This window comes from Clostridium sp. Marseille-Q7071, assembly GCF_965112025.1.
In genome coordinates, this window is the sequence record NZ_CBCOPR010000001.1 from 4,337,316 (window position 1) to 4,361,046 (window position 23,731).

The following is a 23,731-nucleotide window of genomic DNA, read 5'->3' on the forward strand; positions in this document are numbered from 1 at the left end:
TCCTACCAAGCCACAGTGACTCCCCAAATAACAAAAAATCGCCAGAAACCCCAACCACCAACATTTGATGATTAAAGCTTCTGACGATTACTAGCAATCGACTACAATCCGCATGATAACGCCTACTTACGTATGAGCAATCCCACACACTCCACATGACTTGTCTGTGGAAACATATCCACAGGCTGTACTTCTAAAACTTTATAGTCTAGGTCATTTAGAATTTTTAAGTCTCTTGCAAGAGTTGCTGGGTCACAGGATACGTAGACTATTTTTTGTGGGGACATTTTAGCTATTGCATGGAGTAGTGATTCTTCGCAGCCTTTTCTTGGTGGGTCTACTACTACTACATCTGCTTTGATGCCGCTGTCTATTAGTTTTGGTATTTCACTTTCTGCTTCTCCAACTATGAACTCTGCATTAGTTACTCTATTTGTCTTGGCATTTTCTATTGCATTTTCTATTGCTTCTGATACTATTTCTACTCCATAAACCTTTTTAGCTCTTTGAGAAAGGAATAAGGATATTGTTCCTGTTCCACAGTAAGCATCGAAGACTGTCTCATCTCCTGTAAGGTCTGCATATTCTAGAGCTTTTTCATATAATACTTCTGTTTGTATTGAGTTTACTTGAAAGAAAGATAGTGGAGATATGTTAAATTTAAATTCACTTATAAAATCTGTTATAGTATCTTTTCCATATAAAGTTTTTGACTTTTCTCCTAATATGACATTGGTTTTATTTTTATTTATATTTTGAATTATAGAAGCTACTCCCTCTATATTTTCTGTCATAAGCTCTACAAATTCATTACTATATGGTAACTTTTGCCCATTAGTTACCACAACTATCATTATCTCCCCAGTTTTAAAACCTTTTCTAATCATTATATGTCTTATAAGTCCACTATGATTTTCTTCATTATAGGTTTCTATATTGTATTTTTCTATCCATCTTTTAGTTAATTCTACTACCTTATCTGCTACTTCATCTTGTATATGACATTTTTTCATGTTTATTATGTCATGGCTTCTTGACGCATAGAATCCAACAACTACTTCACTATCTTTATTTCTTCCTACAGGAAGTTGTACTTTATTTCTATAGTTGTATGGATTTTTCATACCTAGAGTTTTATGTACTTTAATATTTTCAAGCTTTCCTATTCTTTTTATAACTTCTTCTACTCTTTCAGTTTTAAAGTTTAACTGAGCTTCATAGTTAGTATGTTGAAGATTGCATCCGCCACATCTTTTGTAAATAGAACAAATAGGATTCTCTCTTTCCTCTGAAGGAGATATTACTTCTAAAAGCTTACCTATTCCATAGTTTTTATTAACTTTAATTACTTTTATTTTAACTACTTCTCCTTTAAGTGCTCCTTCTATAAATATAGTAAAATTATCTATTTTGCCTACACCTTCACCTTGGTGTCCATTACTTTCTATTTGAAGTATATATTCTTTATTTTTTTCTACTGCTGTATTATATTCTTTTAACTTTCCCATCTTATCACCTTTCATTGAAGTAATATTATTTAATCAGTTCACAATTCACAATGCAAAATTCACAATTAAAGATGAAGCTATTTTTTATAAAAATAATTTCTTTAATAGATTTTTAGTTAGCAATACGATTGCTAGTTATTATATGGCGAACACTGTTCGCCGCTACAGTTAATCAGTTATAAATTTCTCAGCTTATGCTGAGAAATATCCACAATTGTGAATTGTGCATTGTGAATTGAATTTTAGTCCAAATACTAATAAGGCTAATTATTTTCAGATATAGATTAAGTTTAAAAGTGATAGATCTATATTGATTCTAGCCCATCTACTTATTGTAACAGAAAGAAACAATTTCAACCATAAAAATAATAAACCAAAGCTCTTAAATTTCTCACGTCAGACAAGACGTCAGAACCTACTCATAGTGGCGCTATGTGTAGGTTCTGACAACGCAGTATGATAGAAAATAGGCTAACATACTGATTTATTATTTTTTTGAAGATGCCTAATTAAAAATGACATGCTGCGTAATGCAACATGTCATTTTAGGAGGTTATGCTTTATCACTGGAGAACTGTTGAGATTTTACTGTTTAAAAGTTTGACACTGAGTTCTTGCACTGGTTAATGCACCAGGTCCATGAATTTGTATATAATCAGCTGAACATTTTTCGTCAATATTATATGTACAGCTTACAGCATCACATTGTATATGTGGGCTCATTTCTATAGATGAATTAGTAAACGCCTGTCTTAATTCTCCTGGTATATTCATATTAAATACATTTGAAATAGCGTTTTTTAATCCTCTTTCAGCAAAGGTTCCACATTGAGTTAATGAAGTACTATGAGCATTTGATCCTAATACTTGAATAGTATTAGCTGAACATAGTCCTGACATATTATGTACACAGTTTTCAGCACTACAACTTAAAGATCCATTCATAATATCACTCCTATTCTTCCATGCTTCTACCTTTATATAGAGAACCAGGCTTTACAATAGCTTCACTATATATAATAACCAGGCTCTCGTGAACTACTACCACTTAATTTGTTGAAGTGGTAGCTTCGTGGTCAATATTCCTATTGAAACAAGTTTACCCACGCTCAAAAGGTCGAACCAACCTCGTTTAAATAGCTTTATAAGCCAAACATAAAGTTTTAAACTTATAAATCTATGAATCTATTTTGTGTAGAAATTTAAATTTTATACATAAAAGAATATAAGTAAATTTATCCAATTAGTATTTGGCAATGAATATCACAATTATGATTAAAATTACTATATAATTTTAATCATAAATCAAGTTTAAGCTTCTCTTATAAAAGAGAAATCATAAATAATCTTATTTTTACACTATTATGTAATTTTTACAACAAAATTTATTTTTGTACACAAAAAAATAACACCCAAATAGGGTGTCAATAATAAAAATCAGTTGCCTATATGTTCCATCTAGAATACTGTCCACATATTTATAATATTATACATAAAATGGATTAATGCATCTGAAATAAAATAACTAGCTTATTTTTTTGAAGGCACTTAAGAACTTATATTTGTTCTTCCACTGTAAACTAATCCACGTTTAGAATCCATGGTTATAAAGGAACCTGTTTTGATAATTGATATTGCATCTACTGCACTATATATAATTGGAATATCTCTAGATGAACATTCTAACACAACGCTTGTGCTCATCTCGTCTTCTTCTACAATTATTCCAGCTACATTATCTAATACATCTAGGAATTCTCTACCTAATCTTTTTACTACAAGTATATCTCCCTCTTGGATGTTATTTATAGCATCCTTTGCATCTTTTGCGTATAAAGCTGTACCGAAGGCAGATACATCTGCTGTTCCTTTACCTTTAAGCAATACATCTCCTACTATATGAACTTTCATCATATTAGTACTTCCTACATAGTTTGCAGGCACTCCTGCTGCCATAACTACAAGGTCACCTTTAGATACATATCCTCTTTCTAATGCAACTTCTGCACATTTGTCCATAAGCTCATCTGTACTTTCTACTTTTTCTGCTTGTATTGCATATACACCCCAGCTTAGAGCTAGACTTCTTGCAACTTTTTCATAAGGAGTAACCGCAATTATAGGACATTCTGGTCTGTATTTTGAAACCTGTCTTGTAGTATGACCACTTTGAGTTGCAGTAATTATAGCTGATGCATTTAATTCTTTAGCAGTAGCACAAGTTGCTAAACTTATAGCATTTGATACATTAGGGATATGACTCATTTGACTCTTAGATAATGACGACTCATAGTTTATATGTTTTTCAGAAGTTATTGCTATTTGAGCCATTGTTTTAACAACCTCTATTGGATATTTACCATTAGCTGTTTCTCCACTAAGCATTATTGCATCCGTTCCATCAAATATTGCATTAGCAACGTCTGATGCCTCTGCTCTTGTTGGTCTTGGATTTCTAATCATAGAATCAAGCATTTGAGTTGCTGTAATAACTGGTTTTCCTGCAGCATTACATTTTTCTATTATCATTTTTTGAACTACAGGAACCTCCTCTGTTGGTATTTCAACACCTAGATCTCCTCTAGCAACCATTATACCATCAGAAAATTTTATAATTTCATCTATGTTATTTACACCTTGTCTATTTTCTATTTTTGAGAATATTTGAATATCTTCTCCACCATTTTTGCTTAATACTTTTCTTATATCTAAAACATCAGAAGCTTTTCTTATGAAAGATGCTGCAACTATATCTATTTCATTTTCTATACCAAATATTAAATCTGAAACGTCCTTTTCAGTTAATGAAGGAAGGTTTATTGCAACATTAGGTACATTAACACCTTTATTGTTTCCTATAACTCCAGTATTTTTAACTAAAGTATTAATTTTGTTCTCTTCTACACTTTGAACCTCTAAAGCTACAAGTCCATCATTGATTAAAATAGTATCATTTTCATTTACGTCTTCGCAAAGATTACAATAGGTTACAGAACATTTGGTTTCATCACCTAAAATTTCTTCTCCACAATATATAGTGAAATTAGTACCTTCTTTAAGTTCAACAGTATCACTACTAAATTTATGAGTTCTAATTTCAGGTCCTTTAGTATCTAGAATTATTGCTATATGTTTTTGTAGTTCTACTCTTGTTTCCTTAACCATATCAATTCTTTTTTTATGTTCTTCATGACTTCCATGAGAAAAATTTAATCTTGCTGCATTCATTCCTGACTGTATTAAGGTTCTAACTATTTCTTTATCGTCAGTAGTTGGTCCAATTGTACATATTATTTTTGTTTTTTTCATTTCTTTTCCTCCTTTAATTATGCCCATCCTTTAGTTGCTAGGATTATATATTAGTAAGATAGAGCCTTTGATATATTATATAGCTTCTCATCAAAACTTCTTTCCATTTTAAGAGCTTCATTAATATCCATATCAATGATTTTGCCTTGTCTCATACCAACAACTCTTCCACCTTTACCTTGTATCAATAATTCTACTGCTTTTGCGCCTAGCTTTGAAGCTAGTACTCTATCAAACGCACTAGGATTTCCACCTCTTTGAATATATCCAAGCACTGTAGCTCTACTTTCAATGCCTGTAACTGCCTCAATTTTTTCTACTAATTGGTGAGCTCCACCAATATTCTTTGCTACACCTTCTGCTAATATAATTAGATTATGTAGTTTTCCTCTTCTCTTACCTTCAAAAATTGCTTGGCATATTTCATCAAAATTGAATTCTTTTTCAGGTAATATTACACTTTCAGCACCACCAGCAATACCGGCATGAAGTGCTAAATCACCACATTCTCTTCCCATAACCTCTATAACACTAACTCTTTGATGTGAAGTAGATGTATCTCTTATTTTATTTATAGCATCTAATACTGTATTTAATGCGGTATCAAAACCTATAGTATACTCAGTATAAGGCAAGTCATTATCTATTGTACCTGGAACTCCTATAGTTGGCACTCCTTTTTCTGATAAAAGTTGTGCTCCTTTAAAAGATCCATCTCCACCTATAACAATTAATCCATCTATTTTTAAAACTTCCATAACATTAATAGCTTTTTCTCTTCCTTGAGGAGTCTTAAAATCATCACTTCTAGCAGTTTTCAGCATAGTACCGCCTCTGTGAATTATGTCCGCTACAGAGCTTCTATTCATTTCCATTACATCTCCATGAATAAGACCATTATATCCATTTTGTATTCCTAATACTCTTAAATTACTATCTGTACCCATTCTTACTACAGCTCTAATTGCTGCATTCATAGCAGGAGAATCTCCTCCACTAGTTAATACTCCAATAGTTTTCAATGTAATCACTCCTCTTCATTATTAGAACTATCATGTATAAATATTGGAATAAGGCATCTGAAATAAAATAATAAACCAAAGATGTTAGTATATTTTATATCAGACAAGACGTCAGACTCTGCCCATAGTGGCGCTATTGGCAGGTTCTGACAACGCAGTATGATGGAAAATAGGCTAGCATACTGGTTCTATTATTTTTTTGAAGATGCCTAAATTCAAAACTATCACTATATAAATTGTAAGCAAAATTAAAGATATAATCAATAAATTTAACACAGGTTTAAAGGTTATACCTATATAATTCATAATTCGCAATGCAAAATTCAAAATTGTGGATATTTCTCAGCAAAAGCTGAGAAATTTAAAATTGATTTGTTTTTGAAGTGATATAGTCACTTGTTATAAAGATTAGATGCTGTAATATCTCTATAGTACTAGCTGAATTTATTAGTCTTATTCCAAAATATGCTGCACCCTTATACAATCCACAATTCATAATGCAAAATTCACAATTATGAATATTTCTCAGTAGAAGCTGAAAAATTTAGAATTGATTCTCTTTGAAGTGACGCAGTCACTTCTTATAAAGATTAGATGCTGTAATATCTCCATAGTACTAGTTAAATTTATTAGTCTTATTCCAAAATATATTGCACCCTTATACAATTGAAAATTGACTATTGAGAATGGAGAATTATTGATACTTCTTCTTTATAGAAGAAGTTTTGAGTTGATTTATTTTTCAAGTAATAAACTCACTTTTATTTGAAAATCTATTTGAAGAAACTAATTTCAACCTTAATTGTGAATTGTTAATTTTGAATTATGCATTATTTTAAGTTGTGAATTAAATAAATCTAATTTCAACAATAATGTATATTATTTTTAAAAATAGTATCACCATATATGATTGCCAATATTTTTTATATCAATACTTTTAAATAGGTTTATGCTATGAATTAATCATAGCATAAACCTATTATTCAACAACCTTTACATTTTTTTCTCCAAAGGTTTCTTTCAATATTTCTATTGTATCGTATTCGTTACTAAGCCATGCAGATTTATCCATTAAATAGGACTTTCTATCATCTGCTGTGCATAGATATACTGGAGTGTTTCCTTTAAACGCTTTAAGTCCACTTTTAATTTCATTAGCAGTAGGTGTAAGCAAAGTTTTATCTTTAATTAAAATATAGATCTTATCCTTATTGATATTAATAAGAGGCTTTATTTCCTCACATAATATTTTAGTTTGCTCATCTTCCCTTACTGCCACTCTACCTCTTACAATTACAATTTCATCTTCATCAACTAGATTTCTGCAGTTTTCAAAGGTTTTAGGAAATACTACAACTTCTATAGTTCCATATAAATCTTCTAAGGTGATAAAAGCCATCATAGTATTATTTCTAGTTACTTTTCTACTTACAGCAGAAATTAACCCTCCAACTATAACTTTATCTCCATCGCTAACCTTAAGATTTTGTTCTTCTAGTTCCACTCCATCCTCAAAGCCATCTTCTAAAAGTAAATCTGAGATATTATGACTTGTTTGAACTTTTAAGGATTTTTCATATTCATCAAGTGGATGACCAGATAAATAAATTCCTGTCATTTCTTTTTCCATAGCTAATAGATATTTCTTATTAAACTCCTGTATTTTAGGGTATTCTATCTCAAAATTTTTCTCTTCTAAAATCTCTTCAAAAAGACTTATTTGTCCTTTAACATTTCGTTTTTTCTCATTGTGAATTCCATCTAACACTTTTTCAAATACTGCTGATAATTGTGAACGATAAACACCTAAAGAATCAAAAGTTCCTGCTTTTATTAAGCTTTCAACAGCTCTTTTATTCACTTGTGCAGTATCTATTTTATTACAAAAATCCATAAATCCAGTAAACTCGCCTTTTTCTTCTCTATGTTTTACTATGGATTCAATAACATTTTCTCCAACGTTTTTGATAGCAGAAAGCCCAAATCTTATAGTTTTATCTTTAACAGTAAACTCGGAATAACTTTCATTAATATCCGGTGGAAGCACACTTATACCTAATTGGTTAGCAAACCTTATGTAATAAGCAACCTTTTCATTACTTCCTTTAACACTATTAAGCATTGCTGCTATAAATTCCGTTGGATAATAATACATTAAATAAGCAGTTTGATATCCAACCACTGCGTATGCCGCTGCCTTTTCCTACTCTTACTTTCATAAGCCTATATTTAATATAGTTGTAGGCTGGACTATACCATGTACTAAATGCTTAGTACCTCCTATTATAGTCTCTGAACGTCTTTCCCATGTAATCTTTCTATTTTCTCATCATTCCAAAAGGTTTCTCTTATGGTATTACCCTCATCCCTAAGCTTATATATTTTTTTAATAGATTGCTTATCTAAAATAATACCATCTCCTAAAGTACATCTTTATTGGGAAATTTCGCTGCTGATAACCCATTCTATTTTATGTAACTTCATAAAATAAATACTTAGAATTTACTCATATATCATCTACTTAATTTTTTCTGACTTTCGTCCACCATCACATCTGCCTTTACAAGCTATGTTGTGGTTTAAGTAGCTTTAGGGCTTCCCAGCAATTTAAGGAGTTTTTAACTATACATCACTATATAGTGCCACACTAAATTTATAATTTATGGCTTTTGTTGAACGCATAACTTGCAAAATCCATCATTTGATCAAATATCTTATTTGCTGCATCTTCTGATATATCATTTCTTAAACAACCAGGGACTTCTATATCTCCCTCATCATTTACTATTCCATAAATAAAATTCTTTCTTTCCTCTTCCATGACCTTGTGCTTTTTCTTAGACATAGCCCTTCGCACCAAGTCACTTCTTCCCAGGGAATAACCCCCTAATTTCCTAACTATTTCCATTACCTGTTCTTGGTAGACCATTACCCCATAAGTAACATTAAGTATTGGTTCTAGTTGCGGTGTTTCGTAGGTTACTCTGTTTGGATTTTTTTTACTTTCTACGTATCTTGGTATTTCTGCCATTGGACCGGGTCTATAAAGACTTATTCCCGCTATAATATCCTCTAGTGAGTCAGGTTTTAACTCCTTCATAAAGCTAGTCATACCTGATGACTCTAGCTGGAATACTCCTGCTGTTTTACCTTCTCCTATCATTTTGTAAACTTTTGGGTCTTCAAAATCTATTTTATCTAGATCAATATCAATACCTCGATTTTGTTCAATATAATTAACTGCATCTCTCATTACTGTTAAAGTACGAAGACCTAAGAAATCCATCTTTAAAAGCCCTAATTCTTCTAAAGTACCCATAGTAAATTGAGTTACAATCATTTCCTCATTTTTTTGAAGAGGTACATAACTTACAAGAGGCTGAGATGCTATAACTACTCCTGCAGCATGAGTTGAGCTATGTCTTGGTAGACCTTCTAAATCTCTTGCCACATCAATTAATTCCTTAACTCTCATATCACTTTCATAAGCTTCTTTAAGTTCAGGATTCATATTTAAAGCTTTATCAATAGTTATATTCAAAACTGTAGGTATCATTTTAGCTATTCTATCTACTTCTGCGTAAGGGTAATTCATAGCTCTACCTACATCTCTAATACAAGCTCTAGCTGCCATTGTTCCAAAGGTTATAATTTGAGATACATTATTAACCCCATATTTTTCAACAACATAATCAATAACCTTTTGTCTGCCTTCGTAACAAAAATCCGAATCTATCTTTTCTACCCTGCCTTTCAGCATATTTAACTTTTACACTATTCGTAAAAAGGGAATAGACCATATCTTTATCCACCGTCCTTTACGGTTTGGATATCCCCCGCTTCGAAAGAAATAAATTCTTTCTACTCTCCTATGAGATGGTCGTTGAACTTTTCCCATATATTTTTATACTTAGGGACTTAGCTGCTTGGTTATCCAATTCTTATAATTTTTATAGTCATGCTACCATCACGTTTATCTTTCGATTCCGCTGTGGTTTATAAGACTCTAAGGACTTTCCAGCAATTCAAGGGACTTAACACCTAATGTTTCCATTAAGCTCGACTATAAACTAATTGTTTTAAATATAGGTATTTTAAGATTTTTATATAATATTAGTATACTTTAATACAATTAGTTTTTTAATCTGGCATGCTCACTCTCTCCGGATTTAAAAATCTCTCAAAGAGTAAGCCATATTTTATTGGATCTATTTTTGTTATTCCTAAGGTATAGGCTACTATTGATCCTGCTGCTGAACCTCTTCCTGGTCCAGTTGGTATTCCATTTTCGTTGGCAAATTTTATAAAATCCCAAACAATTAAGAAATAATCAACATAACCCATTTGATTTATGATACCTAGCTCATATTCCAGCCTATCAACTATTTTTTTTGCCTCGTCATCCTCTTTAGTTATTTTTATAACCTCTTCGAAGTCAAAAGGCTTTTCTATTAAAGATTCAAAAACCTCATACCTCTCAAAGAGACCACTATAACAGGTTTCTTTAAGATAATCATAAGGGTCTACCCCCCCTGGTAATGGAAATTTAGGTAATTTTGATTTGTGGAATTCATAATCAAAATTGCATTGCTCTGCAATTTTCACTGTATTCTCTAACGCCTCTGGAACATATCCAAAGATTTTTGCCATTTCCTCAGGAGATTTTAAATAAAATTCATTGGAAGGATACTTCATTCTCTTTTCATCTTCCATTGTTTTTCCTGTTTGAATGCATAATAGTATTTCATGAGATTTTGCATCCTCTTTATTTATGTAATGAACATCATTAGTACATATTAATGGAATATCACATTCTTCTGATAGTTTAATTAATTGTTCATTAACTCTTAACTGCTCATCCATGCCATGATATTGAAGTTCTAAGTAAAAATCTCTATTAAAAATTTCTTTAAATCTTAGTGCTGCTTCTTTTGCTTTTTTCTCATTATTTTGAAGTAAATGTGATTGGACTTCTCCTCCTAAGCAGGCACTACTTGCAATAAGCCCTTCACTATGAGCTTTTAAAAATTCATGGTCAACTCTGGGCTTATAATAAAATCCCTCTATGGATGCAGTAGAAACAATCTTCATCAAATTTTCATATCCCACTTCATTTTTCACTAACAATACTAAATGATTGGTTTCATTTTCACTATTAGCATCCTTAATATGCATAGATTTAGATGCAACGTAGATTTCACATCCTATAATTGGCTTAATACCTTCTTCTTTTGCAGCCTTATAGAAATCAACACAACCATACATAGTTCCATGGTCTGTAATAGCTATGGTTTTCATGCCTAATTCCTTGACCTTTTGCACCATTTTACTTATCTTTCCTGAGCCATCTAAAAGACTATATTCTGTATGGACGTGAAGATGAGCAAAACTGCCTAAATCTATTCTTTCTTCATTATTTTCCATATAGTTTTATCACATCCTATTCCTTTAGTTTACCTCTCACTATTAACCTTTGTTTCCCATCATCTGTACATGTAACTAAAGTTATAGTAGCATCCTCTGTAGGATTTAATACTTCTAGCGCATCTTCATTTACCACTTCCATGCCACTAACTCTATATACATAAGTATTCTCATGAGTTCTAACTTTAATCTCATCTTTATCAGTTAGTTTATGAACATTTAAAAAGAACTCTCCAGTGGTATAGTTTCTATGACCAGCTACTGCAAAATTTCCTTTTTTACCTGGCATTGCAGTGTTTTTAAAGTGACCTACAGCGTAATTAAGTATATCCATTTCTATTCCTTCTTTAACTGCTACTTGCAACTTTATCTTAGGTATTTCCATTATAGCAATAACATCATCAGTAAGAGGAATTTCTTCTTCTTTTTTATCTTCCTGTTTTTTATTTTCTTTAGTTGTCTCATTATTACTATCTTTAATGTGATTTAAAGCTGATTCAAAGTTTTCTATCATTTCTTTTTGTTTATTATTAGTTTTAACCTTATTATGAATTCCATAACCAACCATCGAAGTTCCTATAACCAATAATACTATACCAAAAATTTTAAAAACTTTGTTTTTCATAGTTCTACCTCATTTCTAGTCTTTAGGAAAACTCTATGACAACCCAATTATCATGAAAACCTATAGACATGTCTGGTGCAAAATATAATACCTATTTTTAACTAGTTGTTTTCTTTTATATGTCTTAATTAATTATACTATAAATGATTAATATACCATAGCTTTAACAATGGAGAATTATCGATATTTCTCAGTTATTGCTGAGAAATTTAGAATTAATTTATTTTTGAAGTTACACAGTAACTTCTTATAAAAAACTAGCAATTGTATTGCTAGTAAAAAATTATTTAAAGAAATTAGTTTGATTAAAACTAATTTCAACCTCAATTGTCAATTGTCCATCGTCAATTCTCAATTGATTAACTGTAGGGGAGAACAGTGTTCTCCAGAAAACCTAAACCCATTCCTATTATCAGATATTGGACATATAAAAAATGGCGAACAATGTTCGCCGCTACAAAAGTCATTTAAAGAAATTAATCCGTAAAAATTAATTTCAACCATAATTCTTAATTTCTATAGTCTCTCCACAGTATTGGTTAAATTTATTGGTGCTACTCCAAACTACACTGCACCTCAGGGGAACCCTAAAGGGCTTCACTACTGTTCCCCAGAGGTGTGAGAAAAAAAGAGATAGCTACATTAATGTATTTACCTCTTTTTATAGCTTAATTAAGCTGCATCTTCACTTTTCTTTTTCTTGTTAAATAAGAACATTGCTATTCCTAATAATGATACTAATGAGCCTAGAGATATAAAATCTTCACTACCAAACTCTAGACCGGTTTGTGGTAATTTTTCTTCTTCAGAATTATTATTAGTTGAACTTGGTTTGCCTTCCGGATTAGTTACTTCGCTATCCTTGTTATCAGGTAGCTCTGGTGCTAAATGTTTAATATCATCCCAAGTTATACTTCTAACATTTGGAGTTCTTCCATCTTCAGAGGTTGGAATATCAACTTTACCTTCATTTATAAGTTTAACCGCAGCATCTCTTTTTGCTTTATCAAAATTATATCCTGTAAGCTTCCAGTTATTATCCATTGTTGGAGTGATGACTCCATTTTTCTCTTTTACAATATATTCTCTAATAAAGTCTCTTACTGCTGATAACTGCTCATTTGCGGAGTCGTAAACAACTTCTACATTTTCACCTTTAAATATACCAGAGTCACTATTTAAAAGTGTTGTATTAGCTCTATAGTTATTAACAGTTAAATAAATTATATCCCCATCTTTCACAGCTGTTCCATCATTATAAGTTAAATTTTCTATTCTTGACCCTTCAGGTTTGGATATATTTATTTCATATTTAACTCCACCAAACATATCATAATTGTACATTCTTATTTTCTCATTAAAAGAAATTGTTAAATCTCCTTCTTTAAAAGTGTTATAATATTTTGCTGACCACTCCATATATTTCTTTAATTGATTTCCATTAATTTTTAAAGTCATCAATGTATTATCATATTTATAAATCTTTGAAGTATCCGCCTTTTTGATTTTTCCTTCTTTTGCATTAGCCTTTGAGTCAAAAATTGCGGCAGCGGAAACATGATGTGCTCCATTTGGAACATTTTTCTTTCCATAATGCATTTGAACTTCTAAAATTAAATCTAATAATGGAGTATCTCTTAATTGAGCCTCAGTAATTCCCTTTATTTCATTAGCTGGTGCTAAATCTCCACCCTTAAGTTCCCCTATTATTATATTAGCATCTGCTAAAGCTTTTTCATGTTGTGGAGCTAATTTTGATTTTAAAGCTTCATCTTCCTTATAAGTTTTAACTTCTACTAAATCTGACTTAATATCTGTACTTCTATTTTTAATTACATACTTTCCGTCTGAATTTTTAGTTAATTTTATATCTACTTTAGAAACAAATTCCCCATATTTACCTGGCTCTGTTATAAGTACGCCATTTATAACTTCCCCTTTTATAGTTGAATGGGCATGACCACAGATTATTGCTGCGATTTCTGGACATGCTTCTGCTATTTCTGAAGCACTATCCCCCAATCCATACTCTGTGTCTTTTCCCATATGAACAGTAGCAATTATAATATCTGCTTTTTTATTATCTTGAATTTCTTTAACTGCTTTTTTTGTTTCCTCAACAGGGTTGGTAACTTTATATCCTTCAAGATTAGGACCATCCCATTTAGTAATATGAGGTGAAACCATTCCTATATTAGCAACTTTTACTCCATTTATATCAACTATCTCATAAGCCTTACCAAGAGGTTCTCCATTTGGTTTATATACGTTTCCACATAAGATAGAAGTGTTTGTAAATTGTGACATCATTTTTTCTAAGGTTGGCACCCCATAGTTAAACTCATGATTTCCTAAAGTCCATGTATCATATCCTATTTCATTCATGGCTAAGACCATTGGATGAATATCATCTTTTAAAAATAACTGTGATGAGTTATCCTGTACAGTATCTCCCGCATCTACAACCATTGTGTTAGGATTTTTTTCTTTAAGCTCTTTTATTAAAGATGAAATTTGACTAAGACTTCCCTTTGTGTTTGCCTCATTCATAGCATATTCATAAGGCGCAAATCTTCCATGTAAGTCTGAAGTTCCTATTATTTGTATTTCTTTTGTTCCCTCATTAGCAAAAACTTCTTTTGTACTATGGAAAGAAAACAAGGTAAATACCATAGTAAATACTACTAATAAGGATATAGGTTTTTTCATTTTAAAGAGCTTTAACACATTCAACTCCCCCTAAATTAAATATTAAGATAAATTATTTAAATTTACTGTTATAAGGATAATAAGTACCTTGTTATAAATATTCAATGTGAAAACTTAAAATATACTCTTGAAAAAGAATCTTTGTTATGAAAATCGAAATGTATAAATTAAATTTTTATTAAAGAATCCTATATACTAACAAGGTACTTATATATCAAATTATACTTTTTTATTAAGAAAGGTTATGCTGCATCTTCTTCCTTATTTTTTCTATTTCTTACAAACATAGTTCCACCTAAAAGAGTAACTATAGTTCCTAGAGTTATAAATTCACTACTTCCAAAACCTGAACCAGTTTGTGGTAATATTTCTTTATCTTCTTTTGAATTATCTGGTTTAGTTTCTGGATTAAATCCTGGTTGAGTCTCTGGCTTTTTGCCTTCTATTAATAAGCCTTGAGAAGTATAATCTATTTTTCCTTCTTTTTTCATAATTTCTACCATACCATCTCTGATTGGTTTACCTGTATCTAAAATGTTTTTACCACCTGAAAAATCAAATTCGTCTCCGCCTTCAGCCATAAAGTCATTAGTAACAACTTTATAATATTTGTCCATTTCTATTGGAGTACCATCTAATAATTCCATATGATTAATTCTTTCTCCTGATGGCTTTTCTTTGTCATAATAAGCTCTTACACCATAGAATTGAACCCATCCATATGTTTCATTAGCAATGCCATGTTCTAAGTTTTTCTTAATATCAGAACCTTTTAAGTCCATAGTAACTAAAGTGTTATCAAAAGGCATAATTGTATACATACGTCCCATTGTTATTTCACCTTTAGGTAATGGTGCTCTTATTCCTCCACCATTCATAAGTCCAATTTGAGCATCAGCTGACATTGTCATATATTTAGCTGTAAGCTCTCCCAGTGGACTTAATCCTTCTCTTCTATCATGAGGTAAATCAACTGATAAATATGCAACTTTTTCATTTAATACAGGTGTTAACTCGTCAGTATACTTTCCTATTAAAGCTTTAACTTCTTCATTTTCTTTTAAATCTTTTCTTTCATATAATACGTCTACAGATGGCTCTATTGAAGATAATTTATTATCTTTATCAACCTTTATAGAAAGCTTACCTAGAGCTCTTCCATTATACATAGCTTGTACTATAGGAACGTTATTAACTTTTCCTGAAACTTTTTGATGAGTATGTGAAGATATTATTCCATCTAACCCTTTAACATTGTTTGCAAGTTCTGCTGCTTCTCCAGTTATTGTTCCATCTTGGCTTTGAGCACTTCCTACATGGGTTAATGCTATAACTACATCAGCCTTTTCTACATTTCTTAAATGATCTACCCAAATTTGTGCTGCTTCTGATGGGTCTTTAAATTCATAATTCTTAACGTTTTCAGGCTTTGTTTTAACTGCTGTTTCTGGAGTTGCAAGTCCTACAAAACCTATTTTTACTCCATCAATTTCTTGTACTGCATATGGCTCAGCCCATTCTACAGGCTTTCCTGTTCTTTTATCATAAACATTTGAAGCTAAAAACTTAAAATTTCCTTCTTGCTGCCATGAAATTAAATGCTCATCGCCCCAGTCGAACTCATGGTTTCCTAAAGCTGAATATTTAATTCCTATTGAATTAAATACATCTGTTACTGGTTTGCCATAAGTCAAGTTAGACATAGCACTTCCTTGAAAGGCATCTCCTGCACATACTACAATACTATTAGGATTAGCTTTTCTTGCTTCATCAATTGCTCCAGCAAGTTTTGCTGCTCCTACATTTTTTCCACTTTCCTCTAGTGATCCATGGAAATCATTGAAACTTAAGATATCAATTTGTTTATACTGTGAATTTACCTCTTCAGCATAAACTAGTTTAGCATTAAATTGAACTACCATTGAAAATACGAAGGTAAATGCAATTAATAGTGCCAATTTTGCTTTGTCTTTGAAAAATTTCTTCATATTAAATCCCCCTAAATTAAATGATATAATTTAATTATATTATAATTTTTATTATGTTGAAATATAAAAAAGCCTTTTTATTTTAAATTATTGTTAAATTGTAAATATTAACCATATAAATAAGCTTGTCATTACAGCAAGCTTATTTATCAATATATTTTAATATTCTTTAAGTTTGATTTTAATTTTATTAACTCTAATTGTTGTATTTTAGTTTATTTTTCTTTTTTCTTTTCTTTTAAAATTTCCATTAGTTGAAAGGATAGTGCAATTTCTTTAACAGGTGTTTGGATAGATGCTATTCTCTTTACATCAAAAGATGGTTCTCTCTCTTTAACTACTTTTAAAAATGAATCATATAAGTTCTCTCCATTACCTAGTTTTTCTTTAATTTCTTCACATTCTTCTATATCTAATCCTAAAGTTCCTTTATGTAGTATCATAATTTTCTCCTTTTCATATGCCTTATACAAATATATTACAATATTATACTATTTTATACTGTTTTAATGCAATTTAATCAATTGAGAAATAAAATTCTGCAAATAAACCTTATTATATGATAATTTAGACAGCTCATGATGAGAATAAATTTTCAAGTAATAAATTCCTAATATGTAACACATTAACTCATAGTTAATATTATATGTAGTAGTAAACAATATTAGGAGAAGTATTATGTTATCAAGAGAGGCTATGTTTTCAAGAGAAGAATTTATACAAATGTCTTTACAATTAAATTTATTTTTTCTTAGGATTCAAAAGGAGCATTCAACTTTTTTAGAAGCCGGATTCACACAAAAAAATCCAGATAGAATTGAAGAAGCAGCTTATTTTAGAAGAAGTTTTGATCAACTACTATTAGAAGCCGTAAGACTATCAAAGAATGTCGTTCCTTCCGAGGTTATGCTCTCTGGAGAATTTTTCACAGAATTTACATTAGATGCTGAACTCTCTACTCAATTTTTCACTGGAATACCTATAAATACTAACCTTACTAGGATCCAATTAGGGATGATTCCGGGTCCTGAGTCTGAAATCCCTGGTATTCTTGAAAATAGGGTTACCTTCTTAAATAAAAGAGCTATTTATTTAACTAATAACCTTATAGACTTTAAGAAAAAACTATTAGAAGATGTAGTTAATTGCAGAATATTTACTTTTAATTATCCATTACTTATTGACCACATATTAAGAGAAGCTGAGCTTTTTGTTACGTTATTAACAAGATTACAAAATAATCAATTTCTTCATTTAATGGATGAAATTGCAGAACAAGAAGTATTCTGGGATAGAATTATGGCAGAGCATTCACTATTCATTAGAGGATTATTGGATCCAACAGAGGAAACATTAATAGGTGTTTCCAACAATTTCGCAAAAGAATTTGAGAAGTTACTAGCAGAAGCTCAGAATGCCATGGAAGTTTGCGATACTCTTTCAAATTTAACAAAAGAAACTTTAACTTCAACAAGAAACATTAGAGATTTTAAAAGAGATGCTACTAAAGGTTTATTAGACTGTAAAATTCAGGGTCTTATACTTCCTCTATTAGGAGACCATGTATTAAGAGAAGCAAACCATTTTCTTAGATTGTTGCAAAGGTATAACAAAACATTAAAGTGCTAAAACCTTATAAATAATAATAACTTTTTAATATGCTCATATCTACAAACATAGTTTTATTAAATTGGTAGTAATTTTCTTTTAAAAATGATTACTACCAATTTTATTTAATACTTTGCCTTTGACTCACTTTAAACTGCTATTAAAATCTACTTAACAGTAATTCTTATATTTAAAATATTAAAGAAAATAATTATCCAAAGATATATCCTTAAAATAGTATGGTAAAAATACAGAATTATATTGACTAGTTATTTTTGAATATATCTTAATTTCTATATTTTAAATTGTGAAGTATATAATTCATAATAAAATCCTTTAGATTCTATTAAACTTTTATGATTTCCACGTTCTATTATTTCACCACTTTTAATTACTATTATTTTACTTGCTTCTTCTATAGTTTTTAATCTGTGAGCTATTATAAAGCTAGTTCTTCCTTTCATAAGATTGTTTAAACCTTCTTGTATTTGAAGCTCTGTTCTTGTATCTATGTTACTAGTAGCTTCATCAAGAACTAGTATATTTGGATTTGATAATATAGCTCTTGCAATGGAAATAAGCTGTCTTTGTCCTTGGCTTAGGTTTTCTCCTTGAGCTGCAACAACTGTATCATATTTATCTGGTAAGTAATCTATAAAAGAATGAGCATTAGCAAGTTTAGCAGCTTTAATAACCTCTTCATCAGTAGCTTCTAATCTTCCATATTTTATATTATCCTTTATTGTACCTGAAAAGAGAAAACTATCTTGAAGCACTACACCTATATTTTCTCGTAAAGAATCAATAGTGTAATTTTTAATATCTAAACCATCAATTTTTATTTCACCACTGTTTATATCATAAAAACGTGTTAAAAGATTTATTACAGTAGTTTTTCCAGAACCTGTTGGTCCTACTAACGCTATACTTTCCCCTGGTTTAGCATTGAGATTTATATTCTTCAACACCATTTTTTCTTCATTATAACCAAAAGATACATCATTAAAAACTACTTCTCCTTTTAAAGACTCTATATCTTTAGCATCATTATTATCCGCTATATCTGGAACTTCATCCATAATTTCAAATACTCTTTCTCCACCAGCTATAGCCGCCTGAATTGTGTTATACAATGTAGCTAGCTGATTAAGTGGCCTTGAAAATTGTCTTGAATAGTTTACAAAGGTAGCAATAACGCCTATGGTAGCTAGGTTCTTTAAAGTTAAAAATCCACCTACTGCAACAACTAAAGCAAAATCTAAATTGTTGACAAAATTCATAAGAGGATTCATTATACCAGAATATATTTCAGCTTTTAAGGAAGCTTCTTTAAGATTGTCATTATTAACGTTAAAATTGTCAAGGACTTCCTCTTCTTGACCAAATAAGGCTATTATTTCCTGACCTCCTATTGTCTCCTCTATAAAACCATTTAATTCTCCTAGTGTTTCTTGCCTCTCTATAAAAGCATCTTTTGTAAATTTACTTAACTTCCTAGTAATAAGAAATATTACTGGTATTATAATAAATGCTACTATTGCCATAATCCAATTTAAAGAAAGCATAGCAATAGTTACTCCTATAACCGTTAAAACACTTGTTAAAAATTGAATTACACCTTGAGTTAAAGCATTATTTAAATTATCTATATCATTGGTTACATGACTCATTAGTTCGCCATGCGGATGATTATCAAAGAACCTTAAAGATAATGTTTGAAATTTTGAAAACAAATCTGCCCTTATATTTTTTATAGTTTTTTGAGAAATTATAACCATAATATAGGTTTGAAGCCAGGTCAATAGGGCGTTTGAAATATAAACTACTGCCATAATTCCAAGCATTTTTAATGTCCCATTTAAATTTTTATTAATTATGTAATTATCAATAGTAACTCCTATCAAATATGATCCTAAAATCCCTAAAATTGATGTTATTATAATTAATAAAATAACCAATGTTAGTGCCTTTTTCTGTTTATTTAGATATGCCCAAATTCTTTTTAGAGTTCCTTTGGCATTCTTCGCCCTCTTCACCTGATCAAATCCACTTGAATTATTGGCCATATTAACTCGTCTATTATCACTCTTCATATGCTACCTCCTTTCCACCTTGAGAAAGGTATATTTCTTTATATACATTACAGTTTTTTAATAACTCATTATGAGTTCCCTGTCCTACAAGTTCTCCTTCATCTAATACAAGTATTCTTTCTGCATCAATAATTGAAGAAATTTTTAATGCAATTATAAATGTAGTTGTATCATTAAATTCTTTATCTAGTGCCTCTTGAATTATACCTTCCGATCTAGCATCCAAAGCACTAGTTGAATCATCTAAAATAAGTATTTTAGGCTTTCTTATTAAAGCCCTTGTAATAGCTAATCTTTGCTTTTGCCCACCTGAAAGATTAGTTGCCATTTGAGTTAACTCATATTGAAATCCTTGCTCAAAAGTACTTAAAAATTCCATAGCACAAGCTGACTCTGCTGCCCTTCTCATTTCTTTTAGTGCTGCATCTTCCTTACCATATTTAATATTACTTTCTATAGTACCAGAAAATAATAGTGGCTTTTGTGTAGCCATACCAATAGCACTTCTAAGGGAAGAAATTGTTAAATCTCTTATATCCATACCGTCAATTAAAATTTTTCCTTCGTCTACATCATATAGCCTAGGAATAAGTTTAACTAAAGTAGATTTACCACTTCCTGTTGAACCTATAATACCAATTTTTTCTCCTCGATTAGCCTTAAAGCTAATATGCTTTAACACCATTTCTCCATCATCATTGTAACTGAAAGAAACGTCTTTAAATTCAACATCTCCATTAAAATTATCCATTTTTTTTGCATTTTCACTATCCATAATTTCTAGTTCAGTATCTAAAACATTCATAATCCTTTCTACTGAAGGTACAGATCTTGCTATATGAATAAATATCATAGCTATCATTGTTAATGCCATTAATAATTGAAGAAGATAATTTAAAAATGCTATAATTTGGCCAACTTGAATAGTTCCCTTATTTACATTAATAGCACCTAACCATAAGGCAACAACTATACCAAGATTCACTACTAGCATAATTACAGGAAGTAGTATAGATATAGATTGGACTGCAGCTGTATTCACCTTTGTCAAATCTTCATTGACCTTACCAAATTTATTTATTTCATACTCTTCTCTTACAAAAGCTTTTACAACTCTAACTCCCGACAAATTTTCTTGCATAGTTGTATTAACTTTATCTAAAGATTCCTGTACTTTTCTAAAAAGCATACTGGCTTTTTTACCTATGATAATTAATGCTATTACTAAGGCAGGAATAACTCCTAAAAGCACCGGTGAAAGCTGATAACTATTTATAAATACCATCACTATACTTCCAATAAAAAGTAATGGAGATCTTACCATAGTCCTAAGCATCATCATTATAGCCATTTGTACATTACTTACATCAGTAGTTAATATAGTTATTAATTTTCCACTTGAAAACTTATCAATATTTCCTCCTGAAAACCCTTGTATTTTTTCATATAAATCCTTTCTTAAGTCAGTAGAAGCATTTATTGCAGCTGTTGTAGAATATTTAATACAAAGTACACCACCAATAAGACCTATAATTGAAACTACTACCATAAGTATTCCCGACCTTATTACATAGTTAAAATCACTATTTGCTATTCCTACGTCTATGATATTTTGCATTATCTTAGGCTGGTATAAATCCATAATTACTTCTAATACCATAAATAATGGTCCAATAATAGCAAGAAATTTATATGGCTTTAAGTATTTAAGTATTCGTTTTGTATATGCCATACTCTTCTCCTTTCCTTACACAGTTAATTTAAATTATTTATATTCTTTGATTAATTTTTCTTATATATTCATAAATAACTCGCTATCTATGAATTTTAAAATATACTAAAATTATTTTTCATTGCTTTAAGTCGTGAATTAAAATACTCCAATTAAAATACTTAAAAATAGTATTTATTTTATATAATATAATTCTTTCTCAACTTAACTAAATTTTTTATTCTTATTCAATAGTTTTTAATTATAAAATTCTTTAAAATAATAAAAGCGTGACATTAGCCACGCTTTTATTATTTTTCACAAATATTTCTTCCCATCAATACTCCCATAACTGAAGCCATCATTAATCCTCTAGTCCATCCACTTGAATCTCCTAAGCAGTAAAGACCCTTTATATTAGTTTCAAAATTTTCATCAATATTAATTTTATTACTATAAAACTTAATTTCTGGTCCATATAATAATGTCTCTCTACTTGCAAATCCTGGCACTACAGTATTCATAGCTTTAATAAAATTTAATATATTAGTCATGGTTCTATATGGCATTGCAGAAGTTAAATCTCCTGCTTCTGCATCTGGTAAGGTATGTTTAACATTTGATTGGTATAGCTCATGTTCCCAAGTTCGCTTTCCATCTAATATGTCACCATATCTTTGAACTAATATTCTACCATTACCTAACATATTAACCAGTTCAGCTACCTTTTTACCATATTCTATAGGTTCATTAAAAGGTTCTGCAAAGTTATGTGAGCTTAATATAGCTAAATTTGTGTTTTCCGATTTTTTATCTTTATAAGAATGGCCATTAACTATAGCCAAATTATTATCATAGTTTTCTTGACTTACAAACCCTCCTGGATTTTGACAAAAAGTTCTAACCTTATCGTTAAAAGGTGCTGGATATCCTATAAGCTTAGATTCATAAAGTACATTATTTACACTTTCCATAACTTCATTTCTAAGCTCTACACGAACTCCAATATCTACAGTTCCAGCACAATGCTTAACTCCATGCTTAATACACATATCCTTAAGCCAATCAGCACCTTTTCTTCCTGTTGCCATTATAACTTTATTACCTAAAACCATTTCTTCATTGGTTTTGTTTTTTGAATCCGTTAAAATTATGCCTTTAATTTCATCATTTTCAACAACTATATCTTTAACTAAGGTATCAAACCTTATCTCTACCCCTGAATCTAACAAGAAATTTTGTATCTTTAAATATATTTCCTGTGCTTTTTCTGTTCCCAAATGCCTTATTGGGCAGTCAACTAACTTTAACCCACCTTCTATGGCTTTTCTTCTTATTTCTTTAACTTCTTCAGTATTTCCTATCCCTTCCACCTTTGTATCTGCACCAAATTCAAGATAAATACCATCAGTATAATCAATAAATTCTTGTGCCTTATCAGTTCCTATAAGAGTAGGCAAATCCCCTCCTACTTCATAACTTAAAGATAATTTTCCATCAGAAAAAGCGCCAGCTCCTGAAAATCCTGTAGTAATATGACAATATGGTTTACAAGAAACACATTCCTTTGTTTTTTCCTTAGGACAATGCCTTTTATCAATGCTTCTTCCTTTTTCAATCACTAAAATTTTTTTATTAGCTTTTTGCCTTACTAATTCTAGTGCTGCAAAAATTCCAGATGGACCTGCTCCTACTATTATTACATCGTACTTCAAAATAATCATCTCCCTTAAA

General features: G+C 30.5%; 12 protein-coding genes and 3 pseudogenes. 1 reads left to right on the forward strand and 14 read right to left on the reverse strand.

Features of this window, described 5'->3' with window-relative positions; translation table 11 throughout:
* Nucleotides 1–122: 122 nt before the first annotated feature.
* From rlmD to ACWPW7_RS20685, 11 genes and pseudogenes are all read right to left on the reverse strand, one after another.
* Nucleotides 123–1,523 carry a 23S rRNA (uracil(1939)-C(5))-methyltransferase RlmD gene (rlmD, locus tag ACWPW7_RS20635; RefSeq protein WP_454055065.1) on the reverse strand — a complete coding sequence of 467 codons (1,401 nt, stop codon included), beginning with the start codon at nucleotides 1,521–1,523 and terminating at the stop codon, nucleotides 123–125.
* A gap of 570 nt (nucleotides 1,524–2,093) precedes the next feature.
* Complete coding sequence (locus ACWPW7_RS20640; RefSeq protein ID WP_454055066.1) at nucleotides 2,094–2,453, reverse strand: DUF1540 domain-containing protein; 360 nt, start codon at nucleotides 2,451–2,453, stop codon at nucleotides 2,094–2,096.
* Nucleotides 2,454–3,056: 603 nt separating this feature from the next.
* Nucleotides 3,057–4,817, reverse strand: coding sequence for a pyruvate kinase (gene pyk, locus ACWPW7_RS20645; RefSeq protein WP_454055067.1), 1,761 nt, complete (start codon nucleotides 4,815–4,817; stop codon nucleotides 3,057–3,059).
* 50 nt (nucleotides 4,818–4,867) lie between these two features.
* Nucleotides 4,868–5,839, reverse strand: a complete 972-nt coding sequence (gene pfkA / locus ACWPW7_RS20650) for a 6-phosphofructokinase (RefSeq protein WP_454055068.1) — start codon at nucleotides 5,837–5,839, stop codon at nucleotides 4,868–4,870.
* A 979-nt stretch (nucleotides 5,840–6,818) separates the two neighbouring features.
* Nucleotides 6,819–8,036: pseudogene (locus ACWPW7_RS20655) on the reverse strand (helix-hairpin-helix domain-containing protein); the annotation flags it as partial.
* 465 nt (nucleotides 8,037–8,501) lie between these two features.
* A pseudogene (gene dnaE / locus ACWPW7_RS20660) lies at nucleotides 8,502–9,575 on the reverse strand (DNA polymerase III subunit alpha); the annotation flags it as partial.
* Nucleotides 9,576–9,985: 410 nt separating this feature from the next.
* Nucleotides 9,986–11,263, reverse strand: a pseudogene (gene dnaE, locus ACWPW7_RS20665) (DNA polymerase III subunit alpha); the annotation flags it as partial.
* Between the two features lie 16 nt (nucleotides 11,264–11,279).
* Nucleotides 11,280–11,888, reverse strand: a complete 609-nt coding sequence (locus tag ACWPW7_RS20670; RefSeq protein WP_454055069.1) for a class D sortase — start codon at nucleotides 11,886–11,888, stop codon at nucleotides 11,280–11,282.
* A gap of 672 nt (nucleotides 11,889–12,560) precedes the next feature.
* A complete protein-coding gene (locus ACWPW7_RS20675; protein ID WP_454055070.1) occupies nucleotides 12,561–14,615 on the reverse strand; it encodes a 5'-nucleotidase C-terminal domain-containing protein in 2,055 nt (684 codons plus the stop codon).
* A gap of 224 nt (nucleotides 14,616–14,839) precedes the next feature.
* Nucleotides 14,840–16,585 (reverse strand): 5'-nucleotidase C-terminal domain-containing protein, encoded by a 1,746-nt coding sequence (locus tag ACWPW7_RS20680; RefSeq protein ID WP_454055071.1) that lies wholly within the window; start codon nucleotides 16,583–16,585, stop codon nucleotides 14,840–14,842.
* A 215-nt stretch (nucleotides 16,586–16,800) separates the two neighbouring features.
* Entirely contained in the window at nucleotides 16,801–17,028 is a 228-nt protein-coding gene (locus tag ACWPW7_RS20685) for a hypothetical protein (protein ID WP_039630804.1), read from the reverse strand.
* A 235-nt stretch (nucleotides 17,029–17,263) separates the two neighbouring features.
* On the opposite strand from ACWPW7_RS20685, the gene ACWPW7_RS20690 reads away from it, so the two are divergent.
* Nucleotides 17,264–18,214: a DUF2935 domain-containing protein gene (locus ACWPW7_RS20690; RefSeq protein WP_454055072.1), complete on the forward strand. Its 951-nt coding sequence runs from the start codon at nucleotides 17,264–17,266 to the stop codon at nucleotides 18,212–18,214.
* Between the two features lie 272 nt (nucleotides 18,215–18,486).
* On the opposite strand, the gene ACWPW7_RS20695 is transcribed toward ACWPW7_RS20690, so the two are convergent.
* The 3 genes from ACWPW7_RS20695 to ACWPW7_RS20705 form a co-directional block, all read right to left on the reverse strand.
* Nucleotides 18,487–20,286 carry an ABC transporter ATP-binding protein gene (locus ACWPW7_RS20695; RefSeq protein ID WP_454055073.1) on the reverse strand — a complete coding sequence of 600 codons (1,800 nt, stop codon included), beginning with the start codon at nucleotides 20,284–20,286 and terminating at the stop codon, nucleotides 18,487–18,489.
* Nucleotides 20,276–22,018 carry an ABC transporter ATP-binding protein gene (locus ACWPW7_RS20700; RefSeq protein WP_454055074.1) on the reverse strand — a complete coding sequence of 581 codons (1,743 nt, stop codon included), beginning with the start codon at nucleotides 22,016–22,018 and terminating at the stop codon, nucleotides 20,276–20,278. Before ACWPW7_RS20700 ends, ACWPW7_RS20695 begins: the two co-directional genes overlap by 11 nt.
* 290 nt (nucleotides 22,019–22,308) lie before the next feature.
* Nucleotides 22,309–23,712, reverse strand: coding sequence for an NAD(P)/FAD-dependent oxidoreductase (locus ACWPW7_RS20705; protein ID WP_454055075.1), 1,404 nt, complete (start codon nucleotides 23,710–23,712; stop codon nucleotides 22,309–22,311).
* Between the last annotated feature and the right edge of the window lie 19 nt (nucleotides 23,713–23,731).

Coding starts and splice junctions, on each gene's coding strand:
- rlmD (WP_454055065.1), bottom strand. CDS start 1,523: ATGAAAGGTGATAAGATGGGAAAGTTAAAAGAATATAATACAGCAGTA.
- ACWPW7_RS20640 (WP_454055066.1), bottom strand. CDS start 2,453: ATGAATGGATCTTTAAGTTGTAGTGCTGAAAACTGTGTACATAATATG.
- pyk (WP_454055067.1), bottom strand. CDS start 4,817: ATGAAAAAAACAAAAATAATATGTACAATTGGACCAACTACTGACGAT.
- ACWPW7_RS20670 (WP_454055069.1), bottom strand. CDS start 11,888: ATGAAAAACAAAGTTTTTAAAATTTTTGGTATAGTATTATTGGTTATA.
- ACWPW7_RS20680 (WP_454055071.1), bottom strand. CDS start 16,585: ATGAAGAAATTTTTCAAAGACAAAGCAAAATTGGCACTATTAATTGCA.
- ACWPW7_RS20685 (WP_039630804.1), bottom strand. CDS start 17,028: ATGATACTACATAAAGGAACTTTAGGATTAGATATAGAAGAATGTGAA.
- ACWPW7_RS20690 (WP_454055072.1), top strand. CDS start 17,264: ATGTTATCAAGAGAGGCTATGTTTTCAAGAGAAGAATTTATACAAATG.
- ACWPW7_RS20695 (WP_454055073.1), bottom strand. CDS start 20,286: ATGAAGAGTGATAATAGACGAGTTAATATGGCCAATAATTCAAGTGGA.
- ACWPW7_RS20700 (WP_454055074.1), bottom strand. CDS start 22,018: ATGGCATATACAAAACGAATACTTAAATACTTAAAGCCATATAAATTT.